Origin of the sequence: Frateuria sp., assembly GCF_013362045.1 — a bacterium.
In the GTDB taxonomy this organism is placed as follows: Bacteria; Pseudomonadota; Gammaproteobacteria; order Xanthomonadales; family Rhodanobacteraceae; genus Frateuria_A.
Genome location: NZ_JABFWW010000226.1, coordinates 1 through 19,979 on the forward strand (window position 1 = coordinate 1; position 19,979 = coordinate 19,979).

Here is a 19,979-nt window from a genome sequence, read left to right on the forward strand (position 1 = left end):
GGCAACCTGTCCACCTCGGTGTGGGTCGGCTTCGACGACTTCAGCTCGCTGGGCCGCTCCCACGGCGTGGGCGAGTTCGGCGCGCAGGCGGCGCTGCCGATCTGGATGGATTACATGGGCAGCGTGCTCAAGGGCCTGCCTTCCAATGCGCTGCCGATGCCGCCGGGTATCGCTACCGTACAGATCAACCGCCAGAGCGGCTTGCCCACTTCGCCGGACGATCCCAATGCCATGAACGAGATTTTCAAGGTGGAGGACGTCGACCGCCTGCGCGCCCAGGCCGCGCAGCAGCAACAGAATCAGGACGAACAGCACCCTTACGATATCTTCTGACGGGCGACACGGCCCTCACGCCGGATCGGCTTCGCTGTCGATCCGGCCCCTCCAAGGAGCGACGACCATGGCACGCGGCGAGCACCATCGCATCCATGCGCACGATCGCCAGCAGCGCAACCGGCTGCGGGTGGCCCAGGAGGCCGCCCGGCTGATGAGCGAGCACGGCATCCGCGACTTCCACCACGCCAAGCTCAAGGCCGCCGAGCGGCTGAGCATCCACGACGCGCAGGCGCTGCCGCGCAACCAGGAGATCGAGCAGGCGCTGCGCGAGCGCCAGCGCCTGTTCGATGCCGACAGCCAGCCGCAGCAGCTCAAGGCCCGCCGCGAGGCCGCGGTGGAAGCCATGCGTTTCCTCGGCCGCTTCGATCCGCGCCTGGTCGGGCCGGTGCTCGAAGGCACCGCCGACGCGCATTCGGCCGTCTGCCTGCACGTTTTCAGCGACGATCCGGACGCGGTTGCGCTGTTCCTGCGCGAACACGGCGTGCCGGCCGAACTGCAGACCCGCCGCCTGCGCCTCAGCCGCGAGGAGCAGGCGGACTATCCGGTGCTGCTGTTCGCCGCCGATGCGCTGCCGTTCGATCTCACCGTGATGCCGCGCGACGCACTGCGCCAGGCGCCGCTGGACCGCATCGACGAAAAACCGATGCGGCGTGCCTCGCTGGCGATGGTGGAGGAACTGTTGGACGAGAGCGCCTCCGGCGACGACTTCGAGCGGATGCTCGCCGCCGCGCGCCGCTAGCGGCCGGCCGCAGACGTCGATGGCACCGGCCGAACGAAAACGCCCCGGCGTGACCGGGGCGTTTGGGCGGACCGAGGCCGACGCGGCTCAGCGCTTGCCGGTCGGCACGTAGTCGCGCACGTCGGCGCCGGTGTAGATCTGGCGCGGACGGCCGATGCGGGACCCTGGAGTCTCATGCTGCTCGATCCAGTGCGCGATCCAGCCGGCGGTGCGCGCGATGGCGAACATCACGGTGAACATCTCGGTCGGAATGCCCAGCGCCTTGTAGATGATGCCCGAGTAGAAATCCACGTTCGGATAAAGCTTGCGCTCGACGAAGTAGTCGTCCTTCAGCGCCGCCTCTTCCAGCTTCATCGCAACGTCCAGCAGCGGGTCGTTGACGCCCAGCTCGGCGAGCACCTTGTGGCACATCTCGCGGATGATCTTCGCGCGCGGGTCGAAGTTCTTGTAGACGCGGTGGCCGAAGCCCATCAGGCGGAAACTGTCGTTCTTGTCCTTGGCGCGCTTGACCGCGGTCTCCACGCGGTCGGGCGAGCCGATCTCCTCCAGCTGCTTGAGCACCGCCTCGTTGGCGCCACCGTGCGCCGGCCCCCACAGCGCGGTGATGCCCGCGGCGATCGAGGCGTACGGGTTGGCGCCGGTCGAGCCGACCAGGCGCACCGTCGAGGTGGAGGCGTTCTGCTCGTGGTCGGCGTGCAGGATGAACAAGAGGTCCAGCGCCTTGGCGGCCACCGGGTTCAACTGCAGCGGCTCGCTCGGCACCTCGAACATCATGTGCAGGAAGCGCTCGACGTACTCGAGGTTGTTGCGCGGGTAGCGGAACGGCCAGCCGATCGAGTAGCGGTAGCAGGCAGCGGCGATGGTCGGCATCTTGGCGATCAGCCGGATCGCCGCGAGCTTGCGGTCGGCCGCATCGTCGACGTTGAGGTCGTCGTGGTAGAAGGCCGACAGCGAAGCGACCGACGCGGCCAGCATGGCCATCGGGTGCGCATCGTGGTGGAAGCCCTGGAAGAAGTTCTTCAGCGACTCATGCATCATCGTGTGATGCGTGATCTGGTGCTCGAAGCTCGCGAATTCGTCCTGCTTGGGCAGCTCTCCGTTGAGCAGCAGGTAGGCCACCTCGAGGAAAGTGGACTTCTCGGCCAGTTGTTCGATCGGGTAGCCACGGTACAGCAGCACGCCCTGGTCGCCGTCGATGTAGGTGATCGCGCTCTTGGTGCTGGCGGTCGAACCGAAGCCCGGGTCGTAGGTGAAGTGGCCGGTGTCCTTGTACAGCGTACCCAGGTCGATGCACGAGGGGCCCAGGGTCCCGCTGAGCAAGGGCAGCGTGCTGCTGCGGTTGCTCGATTCATCGACGAGCTTGACGACCTTGGAATCGGACACGGGAACCTCCTTCACGAAAGACGCACCGGGGTACGCGCGCTGGGGCACCGGCCGGCAAGGGAATGGCATCGCGCCCGGGGAAGACAGCCGATGCAACCGCAGCATTATCGCACATCGACCGCGCAACATCCGCCCGCGGATGGGGATGCGCGAGCGCACAAAAGGACACGGGGCGAGCCGATGGCCCGCCCCGTGTCCCTGGTCGAGAGCCCGCCACTGCCGCGGCGGCGGGCCTGATCGTACGGCTTACTTCTGGCCGTAGCGGCGGCGGAACTTGTCCACGCGGCCGCCGGCGTCGATGTTCTTCTGCTTGCCGGTATAGAACGGATGGGAATGGCTGGAGATATCCACCTTGACCAGCGGGTACTCGTTGCCGTCTTCCCACTTGACGGTTTCCTTGGTGGCGATCGTCGAACGCGTCAGGAACGCGAAGTCGGACGACAGGTCCTGGAACACCACCGGGCGGTAGTTCGGATGGATATCGGGCTTCATGACGGACTCAAAGCGGCGGGTGAAAAGAGCGGCATTGTAGCCGCCGGCCGACGGCACGGTCAACTTGCGCACGGGAACGAGGCCTCGCCGCACCCTCTTCCCCAGCCGGCACCTTTCGCTCTTTCCTGGCCGCCTTCGGGCTCAATCCACGCCCAACGCCCTGCGCACCATCGCCGCGAACCGCTCCCGATCCAGCTGCAGCACGATGTTGGCGTTGGCAGGCCGCCCGAGCCGGTTGGCCCAATCGACCACTGTAGCGCCTCGGGTCAACCGCCCGTCCAGCTCCACCGCCACCGCGCGCCGCTCGCTGCGCACCACCACCGCCGGGTCGATCGCCACGGCCATGGCCAGCGCATCCGCAACAATGACGCCGCGGCGCCCGCGCTCGCGGTTGGTCCTGCGCGCGACCTGGCAGATGCCGCCGTAGAACTGCGCGCGCTTGTCGCCAGCGGCCAGCCAGCCATCGAATTCGTCATCGTCGAAAGCGTGGCGCAGGGTCAGCTCCCAGTCGACCAGGTCGAAATCCTTGAACGCCTCGAACACCACGTGTGCCGACTCCGGGTCGAAGCCGATGTTGAACTCCGCCGGTATCCGGCCGGTGTTGCCCTGGCCGGTTACCGCACCGCCCATCACCACCAGCCGCCTGATCCGCGTCGGCAGGGCCGGATCGAGCCGCAACGCCAGTGCGAGGTTGGTCAGCGGCGCCAGCGCGACCAGGGTCAGCTCGCCGGGACGCTGGCGGGTCAGCCGCACCAGCGCCAGTGCGGCGGCCTCGCCGCCTGCCTCGTTCCTCGGCTCGGAGAAGCCGACGTCGCCGAAGCCATCACGGCCGTGCACGAACGCCGCATTTTCCTCGGGCATGCGCACCAGCGGCGTGGCGCAACCGGGGAACACCGGCGTGCGCGCATCGAGCAGGTCGACCAGCACGCGTGCGTTGCGCACCGTATGCTCCAGACCCACGTTGCCGGCGGCGATGGAGAGGCCGGCCACGTCGCCGTGCGCGTGCGCCATCAGGATGGCAAGGGCATCGTCGACGCCGGGGTCGGTATCGATCAGGAGCTGCGGTCGGGTCATGCCTGCGTCGTCTCCGGAAAACCGCAAGCTTACGGCGCTGGAACGAGGCTTGGATAGCCGCTCACGCCGATGGGCGAATGCTGCCCTTTCGGGCCATGGGTCAAGCGTGCGCGTAGCGCGCAGCGCCGCCGATCCAGCGCTCGATCAATCGCTCGGCGGCTCGCGGCTGCTGGCGGAGCATGGCTTCGCCGACATGCTGCACGGCCGGCAGCAGGTGCGCGTCACGCGCGAGGTCGGCGATGCGGAAGGCAAGCTGGCCGGTCTGCCGGGTGCCGAGCACTTCGCCCGGGCCACGCAGCTCCAGGTCCTTCTCGGCGATGCGGAAGCCATCGCAGGTCTCGCGCATCACGTTGAGGCGCTCGCGCGCAAGCTGTCCGAGCGGCGGCTGGTAGAGCAGCACGCAGTTGGAGGCCACCGCGCCGCGGCCAACGCGGCCACGCAGCTGATGCAGCTGGGCCAGGCCCAGCCGCTCGCTGTTCTCGATCACCATCAGGCTGGCGTTGGGGACATCCACGCCCACCTCGATCACCGTGGTGGCGACCAGCACCGCCAGGTCGCCGGCCTTGAAGGCATCCATCACGGCCTGCTTCTCCTTCGGCTTCATGCGGCCGTGGATCAGGCCCACGCGGCAATCGGCCAGCGCGGCGGAGAGCTCGGCATGCGCCACTTCGGCCGCCTGCGCGCGCAGCTGCTCGGACTCCTCGATCAACGTGCATACCCAGTAGGCCTGCCGGCCCTCCGCGCAGGCGGCATGGATGCGCTCGATCACTTCCGTGCGGCGTGCGTTGGAGACCGCCACGGTCTGCACCGGCGTGCGCCCCGGCGGCAGCTCGTCGATGGAGGAGACATCGAGGTCGGCATACGCGCTCATCGCCAGCGTGCGCGGGATCGGCGTGGCGGTGAGCACCAGCTGGTGCGGCACCAGTTCGCCCTCGAGCCCCTTGTCGCGCAGCGCCAGGCGTTGCTGCACGCCGAAGCGGTGCTGCTCGTCGACGATGACCAGCCCCAGGCGCGCGAAGGCGACGCCCTCCTGCATCAGGGCGTGCGTGCCGACCACTACCGGCGCGCCACCGGCCACCCGCGCCAGTGCGCCGGCGCGTGCCTTGCCCTGCTGCTTGCCGGCCAGCCACTCGACCGCAACGCCGTGCGGCTCCAGCCAGTGGCGGAAATTGCGCAGGTGCTGCTCGGCCAGCAGCTCGGTAGGCGCCATCAGCGCGACCTGCCAGCCGGCCTCCACGGCGGCCAGTGCCGCCAGCGCAGCGACCGCGGTCTTGCCGCTGCCGACGTCGCCCTGCACCAGGCGCAGCATCGGCCTGGCCTGCGCCAGGGCGCCAAGCACCTCGCCCGCGACGCGCCGCTGCGCGCCGGTGAGCTGAAACGGCAGGCGCTCGACGAATCCCGCGCGCAGCTCGCCAGCACCGTCGAATACCGGCGCGCGCCGTCGGCGCACGGCCGCCCGCATGCGCTTCAGGCTCAGATGCTGGGTGAGCAGTTCCTCGAAGGCCAGGCGCTGCTGCGCCGGGTGCCGGCCGCTGACGAGCTCGGCCAGTGGCGCGTCCGGCGGCGGGCGATGGGCGTACAGCAGGGCCTCGCGCAGCGAGGTCAGTCCATGCTCGGCGCACAGCGCCGGCGGGATCAGTTCCAGCACAGCATCCGGGGGCAGCAGCGCAAGCGCCTTGTCGATCACGCCGACCAGCCGCTTCTGGCCCAGGCCTTCGGTAGTCGGATAGACGGGACTCAGGCGCTCGTCCATCGCCACCGCGCCGTCCCCGTCCACGCGCTGGTATTGCGGATGCACCATCTCCAGGCCTTGCGCGCCCTGGCGCACCTCGCCATAGCAGAGCAGCCGCAGGCCCGGCTTGAGCTGGTCCGCCTGTGCCCGGTGGAAATGGAAAAATCGCAGCAGCAGCGTCTGCCGCGAGTCGTCGCCGACGGCGACCTTCAGCTGCGGCCGGTAGCGGAAACCGCGCTCCACCGCCTCCACGGTGCCGAGCACCTGCACGCGCTCGCCGGGCCGCAGGTCGGCGATGGCGGTAAGGCGGGTCCTGTCCTCGTAGCGCAGCGGCAGGTGGAACCAGAGGTCCTGCACGCGCTCCAGGCCCAGCCGGGCGAGCGCCTCGACCAGTGCCGGACCGACGCCCGGCAACGCACCGACTGGCAACGCGCCGGGATCGGCGGCGGGCGGGACGACGGCGCTGGCGCTGCGGGCGGGCATGGGTTGCCTAGCCTAGCCCAGCGCGACAGGGCGATGCAGCACGGGGTTGTGGGCATCTGCCGCGCCGGGTGGTCAGCGCCCGGCGCATGCAACCGGAGATGTCAGTCGAGCACCATGATCGCGTCGATCTCCACCTGTGCGCCCTTGGGCAGCGCGGACACTTCGATGGTGGAGCGCGCCGGATAGGGCTGCTGGAAATACTCGGCCATCACCGCGTTCACCGCGGCGAAGTTGGCCAGGTCCGTCACGTAGATGCCCACGCGCACGAACTGCGCGAACGAGCCACCCGCGGCCTTGGCCACGGCCGCCAGGTTGTCGAACACGCGTCGCGTCTGCGTGCTGATGTCGCCCTCGACCAGCATACCGGTGGCCGGGTCCAGCGGCGTCTGGCCGGAGAAGTACACGGTGTTGCCGTGGCGCACGGCCTGCGAGTACGGGCCGATCGCGGCGGGCGCCTGTTCGGAGTGGATGATGCTGCGGGTCATGGTGCGGCCTCGTGGCGGGTAAGGCCTGCCAGTGTAAACCGGCCGCGCCCGATGCCCGGAAGACGAACCGCTACTGCGATGGCTGGCGCCACCCGCCGGATTCAGAGCGGATAGCGGTAGGCGCCGCTGACCACCCCGGTGCGCCGCACGCGGCGGATCACGTCGGCCAGGTGCTTGCGGTTCTTCACTTCCATCGCGAACAGCAGCGTGGCCGCCGCGGCGTCGCGCTCGACGTATTCGACGTTCTCGATGTTGGAGTCGGCCGCGGCGATCGCGGCAGCCACCGTGGCCAGCACGCCTGGGCGGTTGATGACCTCGATGCGCAGTTCGGCGCGGTAGTCGCCCTGCACGTCGCGATCCCACTCGATCGCGACGCAGCGCTCGGGCGACTTGCGGAACTCGGCCACGTTGGGGCATTCCACGCGATGCACCACGATGCCCTTGCCGGAAGAGAGATAGCCGACGATCTCGTCGCCCGGCAGCGGGTGGCAGCAGTTGCCGAAGCTCAACACGCCGCGCTCGGCGCCGGTGATGCGGATCTTTTCGCTGGGATGCGGCGCGGCCGTCGCGTGCCGCCCGCCGCGCAGCGCGACCAGATGGTGCGCGACCTGGTCAGGCATGCGGTTGCCCAGCGCGATGTCGGCCAGCAGTTCCTCCAGGCGGCGCAGCTTGGCCTCTTCCAGGAAGCGCTCGAGCACCTTGGCCGGGATCGCGTCGATGTTGGTGCCCAGCGCGTCCAGCGCGCGGTCGAGCATGCGGTGGCCGAAGTCCACCGCGTCCTCGTGCTGCAGGTGCTTCAGGTACTGGCGGATCGCCGTGCGCGCCTTGCCGGTGACGACGAACTCCAGCCAGGCCGGGTTGGGCACGGCCGAAGGCGCGGTGATGATCTCCACCAGCTGACCCGATTCCAGCCGCGTGCGCAGCGGCAGCAGCTTCTTGTCCACCCGCACCGCCACCGCATGGTCGCCCACGTCGGTGTGCACGGCATAGGCGAAGTCCAGCGCCGTGGCGTTGCGCGGCAGCGCCAGGATGTCGCCGCGCGGGGTGAACAGGTAGACCTCGTCGGGAAAGAGGTCGATCTTGACGTTCTCGATGAACTCGGCCGACGAGGGCGTGTGGGCCTGGCTGTCGGCCAGCGCCGAGAGCCACTCGCGCGCCCGTGCCTGGGCGCTGTTGGCCGGGCCCGAATCGGTCTTGTAGGCCCAGTGGGCCGCGACGCCGCGCTCGGCCACCGAGTCCATCTCGGCCGTGCGCACCTGTACCTCGATCGGTGCGCCGAACGGCCCCAGCAGCACGGTATGCAGCGACTGGTAGCCGTTCGCCTTGGGGATCGCGATGAAGTCCTTGAAGCGCCGGTCGACCGGCTTGTACAGCGAGTGCACGGCGCCGAGCGCCATGTAGCAGCTCATGGCGGTATCGACCACCACGCGGAAGCCGTACACGTCCATCAGCTGCGCGAAGCTCTTGTGCTCGTTGCGCATCTTCGAATAGATGCTCCACGGCGACTTGATGCGGCCGACCACCTTGGCCGGCAGGTGCTCGGCGGCGAGCCGGGTGGCGAGCGCGTGCTCGATCTTGCTCATCACCTCGCGGCGGTTGCCCAGTGCGGCGCGGATGCGCTCGCTGATGACGCGGTAGCGGTCCGGATAGAGCGCGCGGAAGCCCAGGTCCTGCAGCTCCGCCTTGAACTTGTTCATGCCCAGCCGCTGGGCGATCGGCGCGTAGATCTCCAGCGTCTCGCTGGCGATGCGGCGGCGCGCGGGCGCCTCCTTGGCGCCGAGCGTGCGCATGTTGTGCAGGCGGTCGGCGAGCTTGATCAGGATCACGCGGATGTCGCGCGCCATCGCCAGCAGCATCTTGCGGAAACTTTCCGCGTCGGCCTCCTGGCGGCTGGAGAAGCGCATCTTGTCCAGCTTGGTGACGCCGTCGACCAGATCGGCCACGACATCGCCGAACTCGGCGGTGATGTCGGTGCGGCTGAGCTCGGTGTCTTCCAGCGTGTCGTGCAGGATCGCCGCGATGATGGTCTCGGCGTCCAGGCCCAGTTCGGCGAGGATGCCGGCGACGGCGACCGGGTGGGTGATGTAGGGCTCGCCGCTCTTGCGCGCCTGCCCGCGGTGCGCATGCGCGCCGACCTCGTACGCGCGCAGCACGCGCGCTACCTGGGCTTCGGGGAGATAGGCCACGCGCTCCTTGAGCGCCAGCACGTAGGGGGGCAGCACGGACGCATCCACGGAAGCGGAGGGCGTGGTCGCCGTCATAGGATCGGCGCCCCGCTCAGACGGCGCTCCCGTACCGGCGACCGTTGGAAACGACCAGCATGCCGGCGGCGCCGGCAGGACGACTGCACCATCGGCAGCCGTCGGCGCGCATCAGTCGTCGCCGCCCTTGGAAAGATCGTCATCGACTTCGGCGGCCGCCCATTCCAGCGCCTCGCGCTCGGCGCGCTCGCGCTCGGCACGGTCGATCTCGTCGATCGTGGCCTGGTCGATACGGCGGTCGGCGATCTCGCGCAGGGCGAGCACGGTGGGCTTGTCGTGGTCGGGATGGACCGCCGGCTCGGCACCCTTTTCCAGCTGGCGGGCGCGCTTGGTCGCCATCAGCACCAGCTCGAAGCGGTTGTCGACCACCTCGAGGCAATCTTCCACGGTAATGCGGGCCATGCGAAATCCTCAAGCAATAAAGCGACTTAGAGAAGGGCAAGTGTAGCGGAGCGGCGGCTTGGCTGGCAATGCGGCATGCGCGTATCATGCGCGATTCCATCGGCGGCCCTGCGCCGATCCGCCCGACTCCAAAAATATAAAACCAGGCGGTACACTTTTGCGGTACCCGTAGCGGATTCCCGAAGCCGATGCCCTCCCTGCCCCGCCTTTCCTTGAGTCGCCTGCTGCCGCTGGCCGCCCTGGCCCTGCTGGCCGGCTGCACCATCGCCAAGCCGCGCACGGACGATCCACTGCAGCAATACAACCGCAAGGTCTACGCCTTCAACGACGCGATGGACAAGGCGGTGATCCGCCCGGTCGCGGTGGGCTACCGCAAGGTGACCAACCCGCCGGTGCGCCGCTCGATGAGCGACTTCTTCACCAACCTGCGCATGCCGATCACGGTGGCCAACGACCTGCTGCAGGCACGCCCCAAGCAGGCGCTGCAGAGCAGCGGCCGCTTCCTGGTCAACCTCACGCTCGGCCTGGGCGGCTTCTTCGACCCGGCCAGCCAGTTGGGTATCCCGCTTGAGGACAACGATTTCGGCGTGACCCTGGCGCGCTGGGGCGTGCCGGACGGCGACTACCTGGTGCTGCCCTTCGTCGGGCCCACCACCACACGCGACGTATGGCGCCTGCCCGTGGACAGCTATTTCTTCGATCCGCTGTCGATCTACGCGCGCAACAACCACTACGACTATGGCCAGCAGTACCTGCCGCAGATGATGTACCTGGTGACGCTGCGCTCGCGCGGCATCGATGCGGAAGGTTTCCTGAAGTCCGCCTACGACCCGTACGTGTTCATGCGTGATGCCTACCGCCAGCAGCGCGTGTATCAGATCTACGACGGCAATCCGCCGGCCGAGGTGATCCAGCAGATGCAGGGACTGAACGAGGACAACTTCGACCCGGAAGAGCTGCTGGACGAGCAGCACCAGTGGGAGAAGAAGCATCCGGGCGACAACGGCGAGCCGCCCCAGAAGCACTGAACGACCGGCGCCGGCGCGACGACGAAAAGGGCCCCCTCGGGCCCTTTTCGTTTACTCGCGGCAAGCGCAGGTCAGCCCAGCAATGATTCCACTTCGCACACCTGCGCCAGGGTACGCATGCCTTCGGGCATGTTCGTCACAGTGAGCGGGCGGCCCAGGCGCTGCGCCTCGGCCCGGATCGCCAGCACGCAGGCCAGTCCGGCGCTGTCGGTACGCTCGACGCCGGCCAGGTCCAGCCGTGCGACCGGCCCGGCCTTCAGAGCCGCGCCGATGGCCGCGAGCGCCGCCGCGGCGGTCCCGAAGCTCAGCACGCCGCTGACGCCGAGTGTGTCCGGCGCCCGGCGGTGCAACTGGAAGGCGCTCGCGCTCACGAGGCCTTGCTGTCCTTGTCCATCGTCTCCAGCGCCTTCTCGCCCTGGTTCTCCAGGTTGGCGATCAGCTTCTCGATACCGACCTTGCGGATTTCGGCGTCCACCTGGTTGCGGTAGTTGGTGACGTAGGAAATGCCTTCGATGATCACGTCATAGGCCTTCCAGTCGCCGTTCTTGCTCTTGCGGAAGGCATAGTCGACCGACAGCCGCTTGCCGTCGTCCAGCACCACCTGGGTACGCACCACGGTGCGCTTGTCGTTGAGGTCGCCGCTGAAGGGCAGCACCTGCACCGCACCCTTGGTGTAGTTGAGCAGGCCTTCGGCGTAGCGGTGGGTGATCGAGTTGTAGAACGCCTTGGCGAAGCGCTCGCGCTGCTCGGGCGTGGCCTCGCGCGCATGGCGGCCGAGCACCAGGATGGAGGCGTAGTCGATGTCGAAGTGCGGCAGGAACACGTCGTCGATCACCGAGATCAACTTTTCCTTGTCGTTCTTCAACTCCTCGCGGTGGCCGGCGATGGTGATGTCCAGCTGGTGGGCGATGTCCTTGACCACCTGCTCCGGGGCGGCCTGGGCGGCCGGCGCCTGCGCGGCGGCGGCCTGGGCCAGCACGGGAGTGGCGGCCGCGGCGCCGAATGCGATGGCCATGGCAAAAGCCAGAGTGCGCAACATGAGGAAACTCCTTGAGGGAAGCCGGCGTCAGTGTTTGCCGGCGGGGGATTCGGCGGGGGCTTCTTTCTTCTCGGTGGGCGAACCGTTGACCAGGAACTTGCCGATCAGGTCTTCCAGCTGCATCGCCGACTGGGTCAGCACCATCTCGTCACCGTTCTTGAGGAACTCCGGCGAGCCGCCGGGTTGGACCGCAACGTACTGTGTGCCGATCAAACCGCTGGTGAACACCGCGGCGGCCGAATCGTCCGGGATCTGGTCGTACTTCCTGTCGATCGCCAGCTCCACTTCGGCATCCAGCTTGACCGGATCGGCATGCACCGCCATCACGCTGCCGATCGGCACGCCGGCCATCTTCACCGGAGCACCCACCGAGAGCGCGCCGACGTTGCTGAAGCGCGCCTTGAGCACGTAGCTGCCGCCGAGGTTGTCGGCCACGCCGCCGGCGCCGAAGAACTTGCCGAGCATCTCCTCCAGCTGCTGCGCCGGCTTGGTGCGCGCCAGCGTGGCGCCCTCGGCAAGGTCCTTCTTCGAATTGCCGTATTCGATGCCCACGTACTGGTCGCCGAGCAGGCCGCTGGTGAAGATGGTGGCGACCGAATCGTCGGGGATGTGGCTGTAGCGCTCGTCGATGGCCAACGTCACGTCGGCCGCCTCGCGCTTGGGATCGAGCGCGATCGTGCGCACCTGGCCCACGCGCACGCCGGCGATCTTCACCGGCGCGCGCTCCTTGAGCTGGCCGATGTTGGCGAAGTGCGCCTGCACCGTGTAGCTCGCGCCCTGGTGGGTGTTGGCCACCGAGGTGGTCTGCGTCGCCAGGTAGGCCAGCGCGGCGAAGCCGAGCACGATGAACAGGCCGGTGCCCACGGCGTAGGAATTTCTCTGGCTCACGGCTCAGGTCCTCAAGGGAATCACGTCAGACATTCACATCAGAAACGCGGTCAGCACGAAGTCCAGCGCGAGGATCGCGATGGACGAGGCAACCACGGTGCGGGTGGTGGCGTAGGCCACGCCTTCGCTGGTCGGCGGCGTGGTGTAGCCCTGGTACACGGCGATGAGCGAGACCACCGCGCCGAAGGCCAGGCTCTTGACCAGGATGCCGTTGACCACGTCCTTCCAGACGTCCACGGTGGCGGTCATGTTCGACCAGAAGGTGCCGTTGTCGATGCCCAGCCAGGTCACCCCGACCAGGTGCCCGCCGAAGATGCCGAGCGCGCAGAACACCGCGCACAGCAGCGGCATGGCGATCAGCCCGGCCAGGTAGCGCGGCACCGCGACGTAGGCGATCGGGTCGACCGCCATCATCTCCATCGCCGCCAACTGGTCGGTGGCGCGCATCAGGCCGATCTCGGCGGTGACCGAGGTGCCGGCGCGGCCGGCGAACAGCAGCGCGGTGACCACCGGGCCGAGCTCGCGGTAGATCGCGATCGCCACCACCGTGCCGCTGGCCGCGGTGCCGCCGAAGATCGACAGCACGTAGTAGAGCTGCAGCCCCAGCACCATGCCGACGAACAGACCGCAGACCATGATGATGGTCAGGCTCATCGCGCCCACGAACCACAACTGGCGCACCGTCTCGCGCACATGGCGCAGGCTGCGCGGCACGGCCGCTAGCAGGGTCAGCAGGAACAGGCCGGCCTCGCCGATCTGCGCCAACGCGTTGGTGACCACGTTGCGTCGTGGCTGCGCGCTCATGCGCGGGCTCCGGCCAGGCCCAGCGCCTGCGCGTAGTCGTCGGCCGGGTACTGGAACGGCACCGGCCCATCGATCGCGCCACCGAAGAACTGCCGCGTCCACGGCGAGCCGTCCTCGGCGATGGTCTTCGGGTCGCCCTGCGCGACCACCTTGCCGTTGGCGATGAGATAGACGTGGTCCGCCACCTGCTTGATCGCCTCCAGCTCGTGCGCCACCAGCACGCTGGTGATCCCCAGTGTTTCGTTGAGGGTGCGGATGAGCTTGAGCACCTGGCTGAGCGCGATCGGGTCCAGGCCCACGAACGGCTCGTCGTAAAGGATCAGCATCGGGTCGAACACGATCGCCCGCGCCAGCGCCACGCGCCGCGCCATGCCGCCGGAGAGCTCGGCCGGCATCAGGCCTGCCGCGCCGCGCAGGCCCACCGCCTGCAGCTTGGTCAGCACGATGTTGCGGATCAGCACTTCCGGCAGCTGCGTATGCTGGCGCAGCGGGAAGGCGACGTTCTCGAATACGTCGAAGTCGGTCAGCAGCGCCGAGTTCTGGAACAGGTAGCCGATCTTCTCGCGCAGCGCGAACAGCTTCTCGCGCGAAAGCTCGGGCACGTCCTGCCCGTCGACCAGCACCTGTCCCGCGTCGCCGCGCATCTGCCCGGTGACGTGCTTGAGCAGCGTGGTCTTGCCGGTGCCGCTGGGGCCCATGATGGCCGTCACCTTGCCGCGCGGGATGTCCAGGTCCAGCGCATCGAAGATGGTTTTGCCGTTGAGCACCGTGGTCAGGCCACGGATGCGCACCAGCGGTTCGGTGGGGGCGGCGAAGGTGGTCATAAGAGGATTAAGGTAGCCGAGCGGTGAAGGCAGGCCAAGCGCCGCGCCTCGCTCCCTCTCCCCGGCCTGATCAGTGATGGAGAGAGGGGCGCAAATCAGGCGAGCAGCTCGGCAATCAGCGCCTCGTGCCGCTTCCACTGCAGTTCGCCGCGATGCCGCACCGCGCGCACGATTGCCTGCAGGTCGGCCAGCGCCTCGTCGAAGCCGTCGTTGACCACGATGTAGTCGAACTCGTGCGCGTGGCTGATCTCCTCGCGCGAGTTGTGCAGGCGCCGCTCGATCACCTCCGGCGCATCCGAGCCGCGCCCGCGCAGGCGGCGCTCCAGCTCGGCGCGCGAGGGCGGCAGGATGAACACGCTCACGCAGTCGGGCTTGGCCCGGCGGATCTGCGCGGCACCCTGCCAGTCGATCTCCAGCAGCACGTCGCGGCCCCGGTCGAGCAAGGCCTGCACCGTGGCGAGCGAGGTGCCGTAGAAGTTCCCGTGCACCTCGGCGTGCTCCAGGAAGGTACCGGCCGCTATCTGTCGCTCGAACTCGGCATGCTCGACGAAATAGTAATGCCGGCCGTATTCCTCGCCCGTGCGGGGCGGCCGTGTGGTGTGCGAGATCGACAGCGAGATCGCCGGCTCGCGCTCCAGCAGCGCGTTGACCAGCGTGGATTTGCCGGCGCCGGAGGGCGCGGCCACGATGAACAGGGTGCCGGCCATGGGCGCGCTCATTCGATGTTCTGCACCTGCTCGCGCATCTGCTCGATCAGCACCTTGAGCTCCACCGCCGCGTTGGTGGTACGCGCATCGACCGACTTGGAGCCGAGCGTGTTGGCCTCGCGGTTGAACTCCTGCATCAGGAAGTCCAGGCGGCGCCCCACCGGTTCCTTCAGGCCGAGCACGCGGCGCGTTTCGGCGACGTGGGTAGCCAGGCGGTCGAGTTCCTCGTCGACGTCGCTGCGGGTCACCTGCAGCACCAGCTCCTGCTCCAGCCGGCCCGGATCGGCCGGCTGCTTGAGGTCGGCCAGGCGCGCCTCCAGGCGGGCGCGCAGCGCGGTGCGGATCTCGGGCATCCAGCCGCGCACCTCCCCGACGATGCGCTCGATGGCATCGAGCTTGTCGCGCAGGATCGCCCCGAGCTGGGCGCCTTCGCGCTCGCGGGTGGCGGCGAGCGCGTCGAGCGCGCGGTCGAGCACCTCGAACAATGCCGCCTGCTGCGCTTCCGGGTCGGACTCGGCCTGGCGCAGCACGCCCGGGAAGCGCAGCAGCTCGGTGAGCTGCACCTGCATGCCGGGGAAGCGCCCGGCGAGCTCGCGGTTCAGCGTGGCCAGGCGGCCGAGCACCACCTCGTCCACCTCCAGCGACTCGCCGCGCACCTCGCCGCCGCGCAGCCGCACGGTCAGGTCCACCTTGCCGCGCGAAAGCCGCGCGGCGACGCGCTCGCGCAACGCCGGCTCGAACCCGCGCAGCTCTTCCGGCAGGCGCGGGCTCAGCTCCAGGTAGCGGTGGTTGACGGTGCGCAGCTCGCAGCTGAGCGTGCCGGCAGGGCCCTGGGTATCGGCGCTGGCATAGGCCGTCATGCTGCGGATCATGTGTGGAGCCTCGATGGTCGGGCGGCAAAGGTCGCAATGGTAAACTCTCGTGCTCCGCCTTGTCCGATCGAGAGCCCGCCATGACCCGTCCGAGCGGCCGCGCCAGCGACCAGCTTCGCCCGGTGACGCTGCAGCGCCACTACACCCGCCATGCCGAGGGCTCGGTGCTGGTGAGCTTCGGCGACACCCGCGTGCTGTGCACCGCCAGCATCGAGGACCGCGTGCCGCCGTGGCTGCGCGGCAAGGGCGAGGGCTGGGTCACCGCCGAGTACGGCATGCTGCCGCGAGCCACCGGCACGCGCACGCAGCGCGAGGCCGCGCGCGGAAGCCAGGGCGGGCGCACGCTGGAGATCCAGCGGCTGATCGGCCGCAGCCTGCGCGCCTGCATCAACCGCCAGGCGCTGGGCGAGCGCGTCATCACGCTGGACTGTGACGTGATCCAGGCCGACGGCGGCACCCGCACCGCAGCGATCACCGGCGCCTACGTTGCGCTGGTCGATGCGGTGCACTTCCTGATGAAGCGCGAGAACTTGAAGCGCAGTCCGATCATCGGCGCGGTGGCGGCGGTGTCGGTGGGCATCTATCAAGGTATGCCGGTGCTGGACCTGGACTATGCCGAGGACTCCGCCTGCGACACCGACATGAACGTGGTGATGAACGACGGTGGCGGCTTCATCGAGGTGCAGGGCACGGCCGAGGGCCATGCGTTCCGGCGCGAAGAAATGGACGCCATGCTGGTGCTCGCCGAAAAGGGCATCGCCGAGCTGGTCGCCGCACAGCGCGCGGCACTGGCGGGGGGCTGAGCAATGCGGCGCCTGGTCCTGGCCAGCGGCAACCGCGGCAAGCTCGCCGAGTTCGACGCGCTGCTGGCCAGCAGCGTTTTCGAGGTGGTCACCCAGGGCAGCCTGGGCGTGGTCGATGTCGAGGAAACCGGCACCACCTTCGTGGAGAACGCGCTGCTGAAGGCGCGCCATGCCGCGCGCATCACGCGGCTGCCGGCGCTGGCCGACGACTCGGGCCTGTGCGTGGAGCAGCTCGACGGCGCCCCTGGCCTGTATTCGGCCCGCTACGCCGGCACCCATGGCGACGCCGCGGCCAACCGCGCCAAGCTGCTGCGCGCCCTGGAAGGCGTGCCGACCGAAAAGCGCGGCGCTTTCTTCATCTGCGTGCTGGTGTTGCTGCGCCACGCCGACGACCCGGCCCCGCTGGTCGCCGAGGGTCGCTGGCACGGCCGCGTACTGGAGGCCGAGTGCGGCGACGGCGGCTTCGGCTACGACCCGCTGTTCCTGCCGGACGGGCAGGCGCTGTCGGCCGCCCAGCTCGACCCCTCGCTGAAGAACCGCCTGAGCCACCGCGGCCAGGCCCTGGCCCGGCTGCACGAGCAGTTGGGCGCGCAGCACTAGCCATGGGGTTGATCGCGCCGCCGCTGGCGCTGTACGTGCACATGCCCTGGTGCGTGAAGAAATGCCCGTACTGCGACTTCAACTCGCATGGCCTGCGCGGCGAGCCGCCGCCCTACGCCGCGTACGTCGACACACTGCTGGCCGATCTGGACGCCGACCTGGCCGATTTCGGCGCCGCTGCGCACGGGCGGCCGATCGTCAGCGTGTTCTTCGGCGGCGGCACGCCCAGCCTGTTCGCGCCGGAACACATTGCCCGCTTCCTCGATGGCGCGCGGGCGCGGCTGCCATTCGCGGACGACTGCGAGATCACGCTGGAGACCAATCCGGGCACGGTCGAGCACGGCCGCTTCGACGGCTATCTCGCGGCCGGCGTCAACCGGCTCTCCTTCGGCATCCAGAGCTTCGACGACGACAAGCTGAAGCGGCTGGGCCGCATCCACTCGGCCGCGGACGCCGAAGCGGCGGTGAAGTCCGCGCAGGATTCGGGCTACGTCAATCTCAACCTGGACCTGATGTACGCACTGCCGCAGCAGTCGCTCGACGGTGCGCTGGCTGACGTGGAACGTGCCATCGCGCTCGCCCCCACCCACATCTCGCACTACCAGCTCACCCTCGAGCCCAACACCGCCTTCGCCGCCAACCCGCCGACGCTGCCGGACGACGACCACGCCTGGGCCATGCAGGAGGCCTGCGAGGCGCGCCTGGCGCAGGCCGGCTACGGCCAGTACGAGATCTCCGCCTACGCCCGGCCGGACCGGCGCTGCCGGCACAACCTCAACTACTGGCAGTTCGGCGACTATCTGGGAATCGGCGCCGGCGCACACGGCAAGCTCACCGACGCGGCCGCCGGCACCGTGCGCCGGCGCTGGAAGAGCCGCCACCCGCGCAGTTACCTCGAAGCGGCCGGCGGGCCGGCCCGCATCGGCGGCGACGGCCCGGTATCGCCGGCCGAACTACCCTTCGAGTACATGCTCAACGCGCTGCGCCTGCACGAGGGCGTTCCGCTGGAGGCCTTCGCCGAGCGCACCGGCCTGGCGCCGGAACGCATCGCCCCTGCCCTCGCCCGGGCCCACGCCCGCGGCTGGCTGCAGCGCGAGCCGGGCCGACTGCACCCGACCGCCCTCGGCCAGCGCTTCCTCAACGACCTGATCGGGCTGTTCCTGGACTGAAAAGCGGCCTCTGGCGACCTTACCCGGAGGCGCCTACACTACCGGTCGTCAAAAATCCGAGAACTGCGTCATGGATGTCGAGCAAAGGCAGCACCTGGCGACCAGACCCGGATCGGACGATCTGGCCAATCTGCACGCTCTGCCCGTGCGCGTCCAGCGCCTGGTGGCCGACCTGCGCGACTTGTGCCGCGCGCGGCTCGAACCGGCGTTGCTGGATGGGCTGGACGCGCTGGACCAGGCGCTCTACCTGCAGGCCGAGCGCTCCCGCGGCCACCTCGAACAACAGCGCTGCTTCGATAGCCGCGCGGTGGTCCGCCTGCAGCGGGCCGGGTTCCTGCGGCGAGTCTGGGAACACATCGGCGAGAGCTTCGCGCGGCTGGGCGAGGACCGCGAGGCGGCCGAAACCCCGGCCTTGACGCCTTCGCTGAGCCTGCTGGCCCGCAGCGAGCACGAACTCAGCGCAGCGCTGGAGCAGCTGATCTCCCGCGGCGAAACGCACACCGGCCCGGTGCTGGCCGAGCTTTCCTATCGCATGGCCGTACTGGTCGGCGCGCCGCCGCTCGAGGGCATGGATCTGCCGGCATCGCCGCGGAACCTGTGCGCCGCCGTGCGCCAGGCGCTGCCGGCGCTGGACCTGCCGTCCGACCACCAGGTGCTGCTGGTGCAGGCGCTCGAGCGCAAGCTCGCCCCCGTGCTTGCACCGCTGTACGAGGCGGTCAACGCCCACCTGCTGGCCGGCGGCATCCTGCCCCACCTGCGCGCCTTTGCCGGTGCCCGGCCGGCGAACGCGCCGCCCCCGCCGCCGTCGATCAAGGCTCCCGCGGCCGCCGCCGAAGCGGCTCCTGCGTCGCCCGCTGCCAGCCACGAGCCGATCGCCGTGCTGGAAACGCTGCGCGACCTGCTGGCGCGCCAGCGCACCGGCGAGATGCACGCCGCCGCCGGCCCAGCCGCCACGTCGGCCGAGCTGGAGATCGCCCTGGGTGCGCTGCAACGGCATCTGGTCCAGGTCACCGACCGCGCCAGCCGCGAACTGCGCAGCGCCCAGCGCCTGCGCGAGGAACTGTTGACCCACCTCAACGCCGGCAAGCCGGCCGGTGCGCCACGCACCGCGCTCAGTCCGGAGCAGGACGATACGGTGGAGCTGGTCGCCCGGCTGTTCGAACAACTCGGCCAGCAGCTTCAGCACGGGCCCGGCGCGGGCGCCGTATTCGGCGACCTGCAGGTGCCGATCCTGCGCATGGCGATGACCGACCGCAGTTTTTTCGAGCAGGCCGAGCATCCCGCGCGGCACCTGCTGGGCACGCTGGCCGAGGCCAGCAACGACTGGGGCGACGGCACCGACATCGACCCGGACCTGGCCGCGCAGCTCAGCCGCCTCGTGGCCCGCGCGCAACACGAGCCGCCCAGCGCCGGGCTGTACACCACCCTGCTGGCCGACATCCGCCACCATCTGGCCCAGCTCAGCCGCAAGGCGCAGGTCACCGAGCGGCGCCAGGTGGAGGCGATGCAGGGCCGCGAACGCCTGCACCAGGCGCGCCGGCGTGCGGCCGAGGTGCTGGCGGCGCGCTTCGCCGAAACGACGCCGCGCGGCCTGCTGCGCGCCTTGCTCGACCGCGCCTGGTCGGACGTGCTGGCGCTGGCGCTGCTGCGCCACGGCGAGGACAGCGAAGCTTTCGCCGAACGGCTGCGTCTGACCGACCAGTTGCTCGGCCGCCTGCCGGTGGACGATCCAATGAGCCTGCGCCTGGCGGTGGAAGACCACCTGCAGCAGATCGGCATGCAGGCGGAGGAAGCCGAACAGGTCGCGCAACGGCTGATCGGCGGCGAGGCCATCCCCTTGCGGACGCCCGAGCCCGCC

The 19,979-nt window shown here is 69.3% G+C and carries 20 protein-coding genes and 1 pseudogene; 7 read left to right on the top strand and 14 right to left on the bottom strand.

Annotated features, from left to right (window positions below):
* Both HOQ08_RS10865 and HOQ08_RS10870 read left to right on the top strand, forming a co-directional pair.
* A pseudogene (locus tag HOQ08_RS10865) lies at nucleotides 1-333 on the top strand (penicillin-binding protein 1A); the annotation flags it as partial.
* Nucleotides 334-400: 67 nt separating this feature from the next.
* Nucleotides 401-1,075 (top strand): hypothetical protein, encoded by a 675-nt coding sequence (locus HOQ08_RS10870; protein ID WP_291194443.1) that lies wholly within the window; start codon nucleotides 401-403, stop codon nucleotides 1,073-1,075.
* An 87-nt stretch (nucleotides 1,076-1,162) separates the two neighbouring features.
* Here the strand turns inward: HOQ08_RS10870 and HOQ08_RS10875 are convergent, their stop codons facing one another.
* The 7 genes from HOQ08_RS10875 to rpoZ all read right to left on the bottom strand — a co-directional run bounded on the left by HOQ08_RS10875 (nucleotide 1,163) and on the right by rpoZ (nucleotide 9,387).
* The gene (locus HOQ08_RS10875) at nucleotides 1,163-2,458 is read right to left on the bottom strand and encodes a citrate synthase (RefSeq protein WP_291194445.1); all 1,296 of its coding nucleotides are present in this window, start codon (nucleotides 2,456-2,458) and stop codon (nucleotides 1,163-1,165) included.
* 246 nt (nucleotides 2,459-2,704) lie between these two features.
* On the bottom strand, nucleotides 2,705-2,950 hold the full coding sequence (locus HOQ08_RS10880) for a type B 50S ribosomal protein L31 (RefSeq protein ID WP_291194450.1): 246 nt from the start codon (nucleotides 2,948-2,950) through the stop codon (nucleotides 2,705-2,707).
* Between the two features lie 141 nt (nucleotides 2,951-3,091).
* Nucleotides 3,092-4,024, bottom strand: coding sequence for a nucleoside hydrolase (locus HOQ08_RS10885; RefSeq protein ID WP_291194454.1), 933 nt, complete (start codon nucleotides 4,022-4,024; stop codon nucleotides 3,092-3,094).
* A gap of 100 nt (nucleotides 4,025-4,124) precedes the next feature.
* On the bottom strand, nucleotides 4,125-6,239 hold the full coding sequence (recG, locus tag HOQ08_RS10890; protein WP_291194457.1) for an ATP-dependent DNA helicase RecG: 2,115 nt from the start codon (nucleotides 6,237-6,239) through the stop codon (nucleotides 4,125-4,127).
* Between the two features lie 101 nt (nucleotides 6,240-6,340).
* Nucleotides 6,341-6,724 (bottom strand): RidA family protein, encoded by a 384-nt coding sequence (locus HOQ08_RS10895; RefSeq protein WP_291194460.1) that lies wholly within the window; start codon nucleotides 6,722-6,724, stop codon nucleotides 6,341-6,343.
* A gap of 101 nt (nucleotides 6,725-6,825) precedes the next feature.
* Complete coding sequence (locus tag HOQ08_RS10900) at nucleotides 6,826-8,985, bottom strand: bifunctional (p)ppGpp synthetase/guanosine-3',5'-bis(diphosphate) 3'-pyrophosphohydrolase (protein WP_291194461.1); 2,160 nt, start codon at nucleotides 8,983-8,985, stop codon at nucleotides 6,826-6,828.
* 111 nt (nucleotides 8,986-9,096) lie between these two features.
* Nucleotides 9,097-9,387, bottom strand: coding sequence for a DNA-directed RNA polymerase subunit omega (gene rpoZ / locus HOQ08_RS10905; RefSeq protein WP_091334509.1), 291 nt, complete (start codon nucleotides 9,385-9,387; stop codon nucleotides 9,097-9,099).
* Nucleotides 9,388-9,575: 188 nt separating this feature from the next.
* Between rpoZ and HOQ08_RS10910 the strand changes: the two genes are divergently transcribed.
* Nucleotides 9,576-10,415: a VacJ family lipoprotein gene (locus HOQ08_RS10910; RefSeq protein WP_291194467.1), complete on the top strand. Its 840-nt coding sequence runs from the start codon at nucleotides 9,576-9,578 to the stop codon at nucleotides 10,413-10,415.
* A gap of 71 nt (nucleotides 10,416-10,486) precedes the next feature.
* Here HOQ08_RS10910 and HOQ08_RS10915 read toward each other — a convergent pair whose 3' ends face one another.
* From HOQ08_RS10915 to HOQ08_RS10945, 7 genes are all read right to left on the bottom strand, one after another.
* Nucleotides 10,487-10,786, bottom strand: a complete 300-nt coding sequence (locus tag HOQ08_RS10915; protein ID WP_291194470.1) for an STAS domain-containing protein — start codon at nucleotides 10,784-10,786, stop codon at nucleotides 10,487-10,489.
* Nucleotides 10,783-11,454, bottom strand: coding sequence for an ABC transporter substrate-binding protein (locus tag HOQ08_RS10920; RefSeq protein ID WP_291194472.1), 672 nt, complete (start codon nucleotides 11,452-11,454; stop codon nucleotides 10,783-10,785). Before HOQ08_RS10920 ends, HOQ08_RS10915 begins: the two co-directional genes overlap by 4 nt.
* A 27-nt stretch (nucleotides 11,455-11,481) precedes the next feature.
* Nucleotides 11,482-12,342, bottom strand: coding sequence for an outer membrane lipid asymmetry maintenance protein MlaD (gene mlaD, locus HOQ08_RS10925; protein WP_291194474.1), 861 nt, complete (start codon nucleotides 12,340-12,342; stop codon nucleotides 11,482-11,484).
* A gap of 33 nt (nucleotides 12,343-12,375) precedes the next feature.
* The gene (gene mlaE, locus HOQ08_RS10930; protein ID WP_291194477.1) at nucleotides 12,376-13,146 is read right to left on the bottom strand and encodes a lipid asymmetry maintenance ABC transporter permease subunit MlaE; all 771 of its coding nucleotides are present in this window, start codon (nucleotides 13,144-13,146) and stop codon (nucleotides 12,376-12,378) included.
* Complete coding sequence (locus tag HOQ08_RS10935; protein WP_291194479.1) at nucleotides 13,143-13,970, bottom strand: ABC transporter ATP-binding protein; 828 nt, start codon at nucleotides 13,968-13,970, stop codon at nucleotides 13,143-13,145. Before HOQ08_RS10935 ends, mlaE begins: the two co-directional genes overlap by 4 nt.
* Before the next feature lie 95 nt (nucleotides 13,971-14,065).
* Nucleotides 14,066-14,689: a guanylate kinase gene (gmk, locus tag HOQ08_RS10940; RefSeq protein ID WP_291194482.1), complete on the bottom strand. Its 624-nt coding sequence runs from the start codon at nucleotides 14,687-14,689 to the stop codon at nucleotides 14,066-14,068.
* A complete protein-coding gene (locus tag HOQ08_RS10945; RefSeq protein WP_291194485.1) occupies nucleotides 14,686-15,549 on the bottom strand; it encodes a YicC/YloC family endoribonuclease in 864 nt (287 codons plus the stop codon). The genes gmk and HOQ08_RS10945 overlap by 4 nt, the downstream gene beginning before the upstream one ends.
* An 80-nt stretch (nucleotides 15,550-15,629) precedes the next feature.
* Here HOQ08_RS10945 and rph point away from each other — a divergent pair, with 80 nt between their 5' ends.
* The 4 genes from rph to HOQ08_RS10965 all read left to right on the top strand — a co-directional run.
* Nucleotides 15,630-16,352 (top strand): ribonuclease PH, encoded by a 723-nt coding sequence (gene rph, locus HOQ08_RS10950; protein WP_291194488.1) that lies wholly within the window; start codon nucleotides 15,630-15,632, stop codon nucleotides 16,350-16,352.
* A 3-nt stretch (nucleotides 16,353-16,355) separates the two neighbouring features.
* Nucleotides 16,356-16,952: an RdgB/HAM1 family non-canonical purine NTP pyrophosphatase gene (gene rdgB / locus HOQ08_RS10955; protein ID WP_291194491.1), complete on the top strand. Its 597-nt coding sequence runs from the start codon at nucleotides 16,356-16,358 to the stop codon at nucleotides 16,950-16,952.
* A gap of 2 nt (nucleotides 16,953-16,954) precedes the next feature.
* Nucleotides 16,955-18,121, top strand: a complete 1,167-nt coding sequence (hemW, locus tag HOQ08_RS10960) for a radical SAM family heme chaperone HemW (RefSeq protein WP_291194493.1) — start codon at nucleotides 16,955-16,957, stop codon at nucleotides 18,119-18,121.
* Between the two features lie 70 nt (nucleotides 18,122-18,191).
* Nucleotides 18,192-19,979 (top strand): DUF1631 family protein (locus tag HOQ08_RS10965; RefSeq protein ID WP_291194497.1); only part of this gene is annotated, 1,788 nt, incomplete at its 3' end.

Bases quoted from the DNA above. Each gene is read 5' to 3' on its own strand.
- HOQ08_RS10870 (WP_291194443.1), top strand. From the start codon at position 401: ATGGCACGCGGCGAGCACCATCGCATCCATGCGCACGATCGCCAGCAG.
- HOQ08_RS10880 (WP_291194450.1), bottom strand. From the start codon at position 2,950: ATGAAGCCCGATATCCATCCGAACTACCGCCCGGTGGTGTTCCAGGAC.
- HOQ08_RS10885 (WP_291194454.1), bottom strand. From the start codon at position 4,024: ATGACCCGACCGCAGCTCCTGATCGATACCGACCCCGGCGTCGACGAT.
- recG (WP_291194457.1), bottom strand. From the start codon at position 6,239: ATGCCCGCCCGCAGCGCCAGCGCCGTCGTCCCGCCCGCCGCCGATCCC.
- HOQ08_RS10895 (WP_291194460.1), bottom strand. From the start codon at position 6,724: ATGACCCGCAGCATCATCCACTCCGAACAGGCGCCCGCCGCGATCGGC.
- HOQ08_RS10900 (WP_291194461.1), bottom strand. From the start codon at position 8,985: ATGACGGCGACCACGCCCTCCGCTTCCGTGGATGCGTCCGTGCTGCCC.
- rpoZ (WP_091334509.1), bottom strand. From the start codon at position 9,387: ATGGCCCGCATTACCGTGGAAGATTGCCTCGAGGTGGTCGACAACCGC.
- HOQ08_RS10910 (WP_291194467.1), top strand. From the start codon at position 9,576: ATGCCCTCCCTGCCCCGCCTTTCCTTGAGTCGCCTGCTGCCGCTGGCC.
- HOQ08_RS10920 (WP_291194472.1), bottom strand. From the start codon at position 11,454: ATGTTGCGCACTCTGGCTTTTGCCATGGCCATCGCATTCGGCGCCGCG.
- mlaE (WP_291194477.1), bottom strand. From the start codon at position 13,146: ATGAGCGCGCAGCCACGACGCAACGTGGTCACCAACGCGTTGGCGCAG.
- HOQ08_RS10935 (WP_291194479.1), bottom strand. From the start codon at position 13,970: ATGACCACCTTCGCCGCCCCCACCGAACCGCTGGTGCGCATCCGTGGC.
- gmk (WP_291194482.1), bottom strand. From the start codon at position 14,689: ATGAGCGCGCCCATGGCCGGCACCCTGTTCATCGTGGCCGCGCCCTCC.
- HOQ08_RS10945 (WP_291194485.1), bottom strand. From the start codon at position 15,549: ATGATCCGCAGCATGACGGCCTATGCCAGCGCCGATACCCAGGGCCCT.
- rph (WP_291194488.1), top strand. From the start codon at position 15,630: ATGACCCGTCCGAGCGGCCGCGCCAGCGACCAGCTTCGCCCGGTGACG.
- rdgB (WP_291194491.1), top strand. From the start codon at position 16,356: ATGCGGCGCCTGGTCCTGGCCAGCGGCAACCGCGGCAAGCTCGCCGAG.
- hemW (WP_291194493.1), top strand. From the start codon at position 16,955: ATGGGGTTGATCGCGCCGCCGCTGGCGCTGTACGTGCACATGCCCTGG.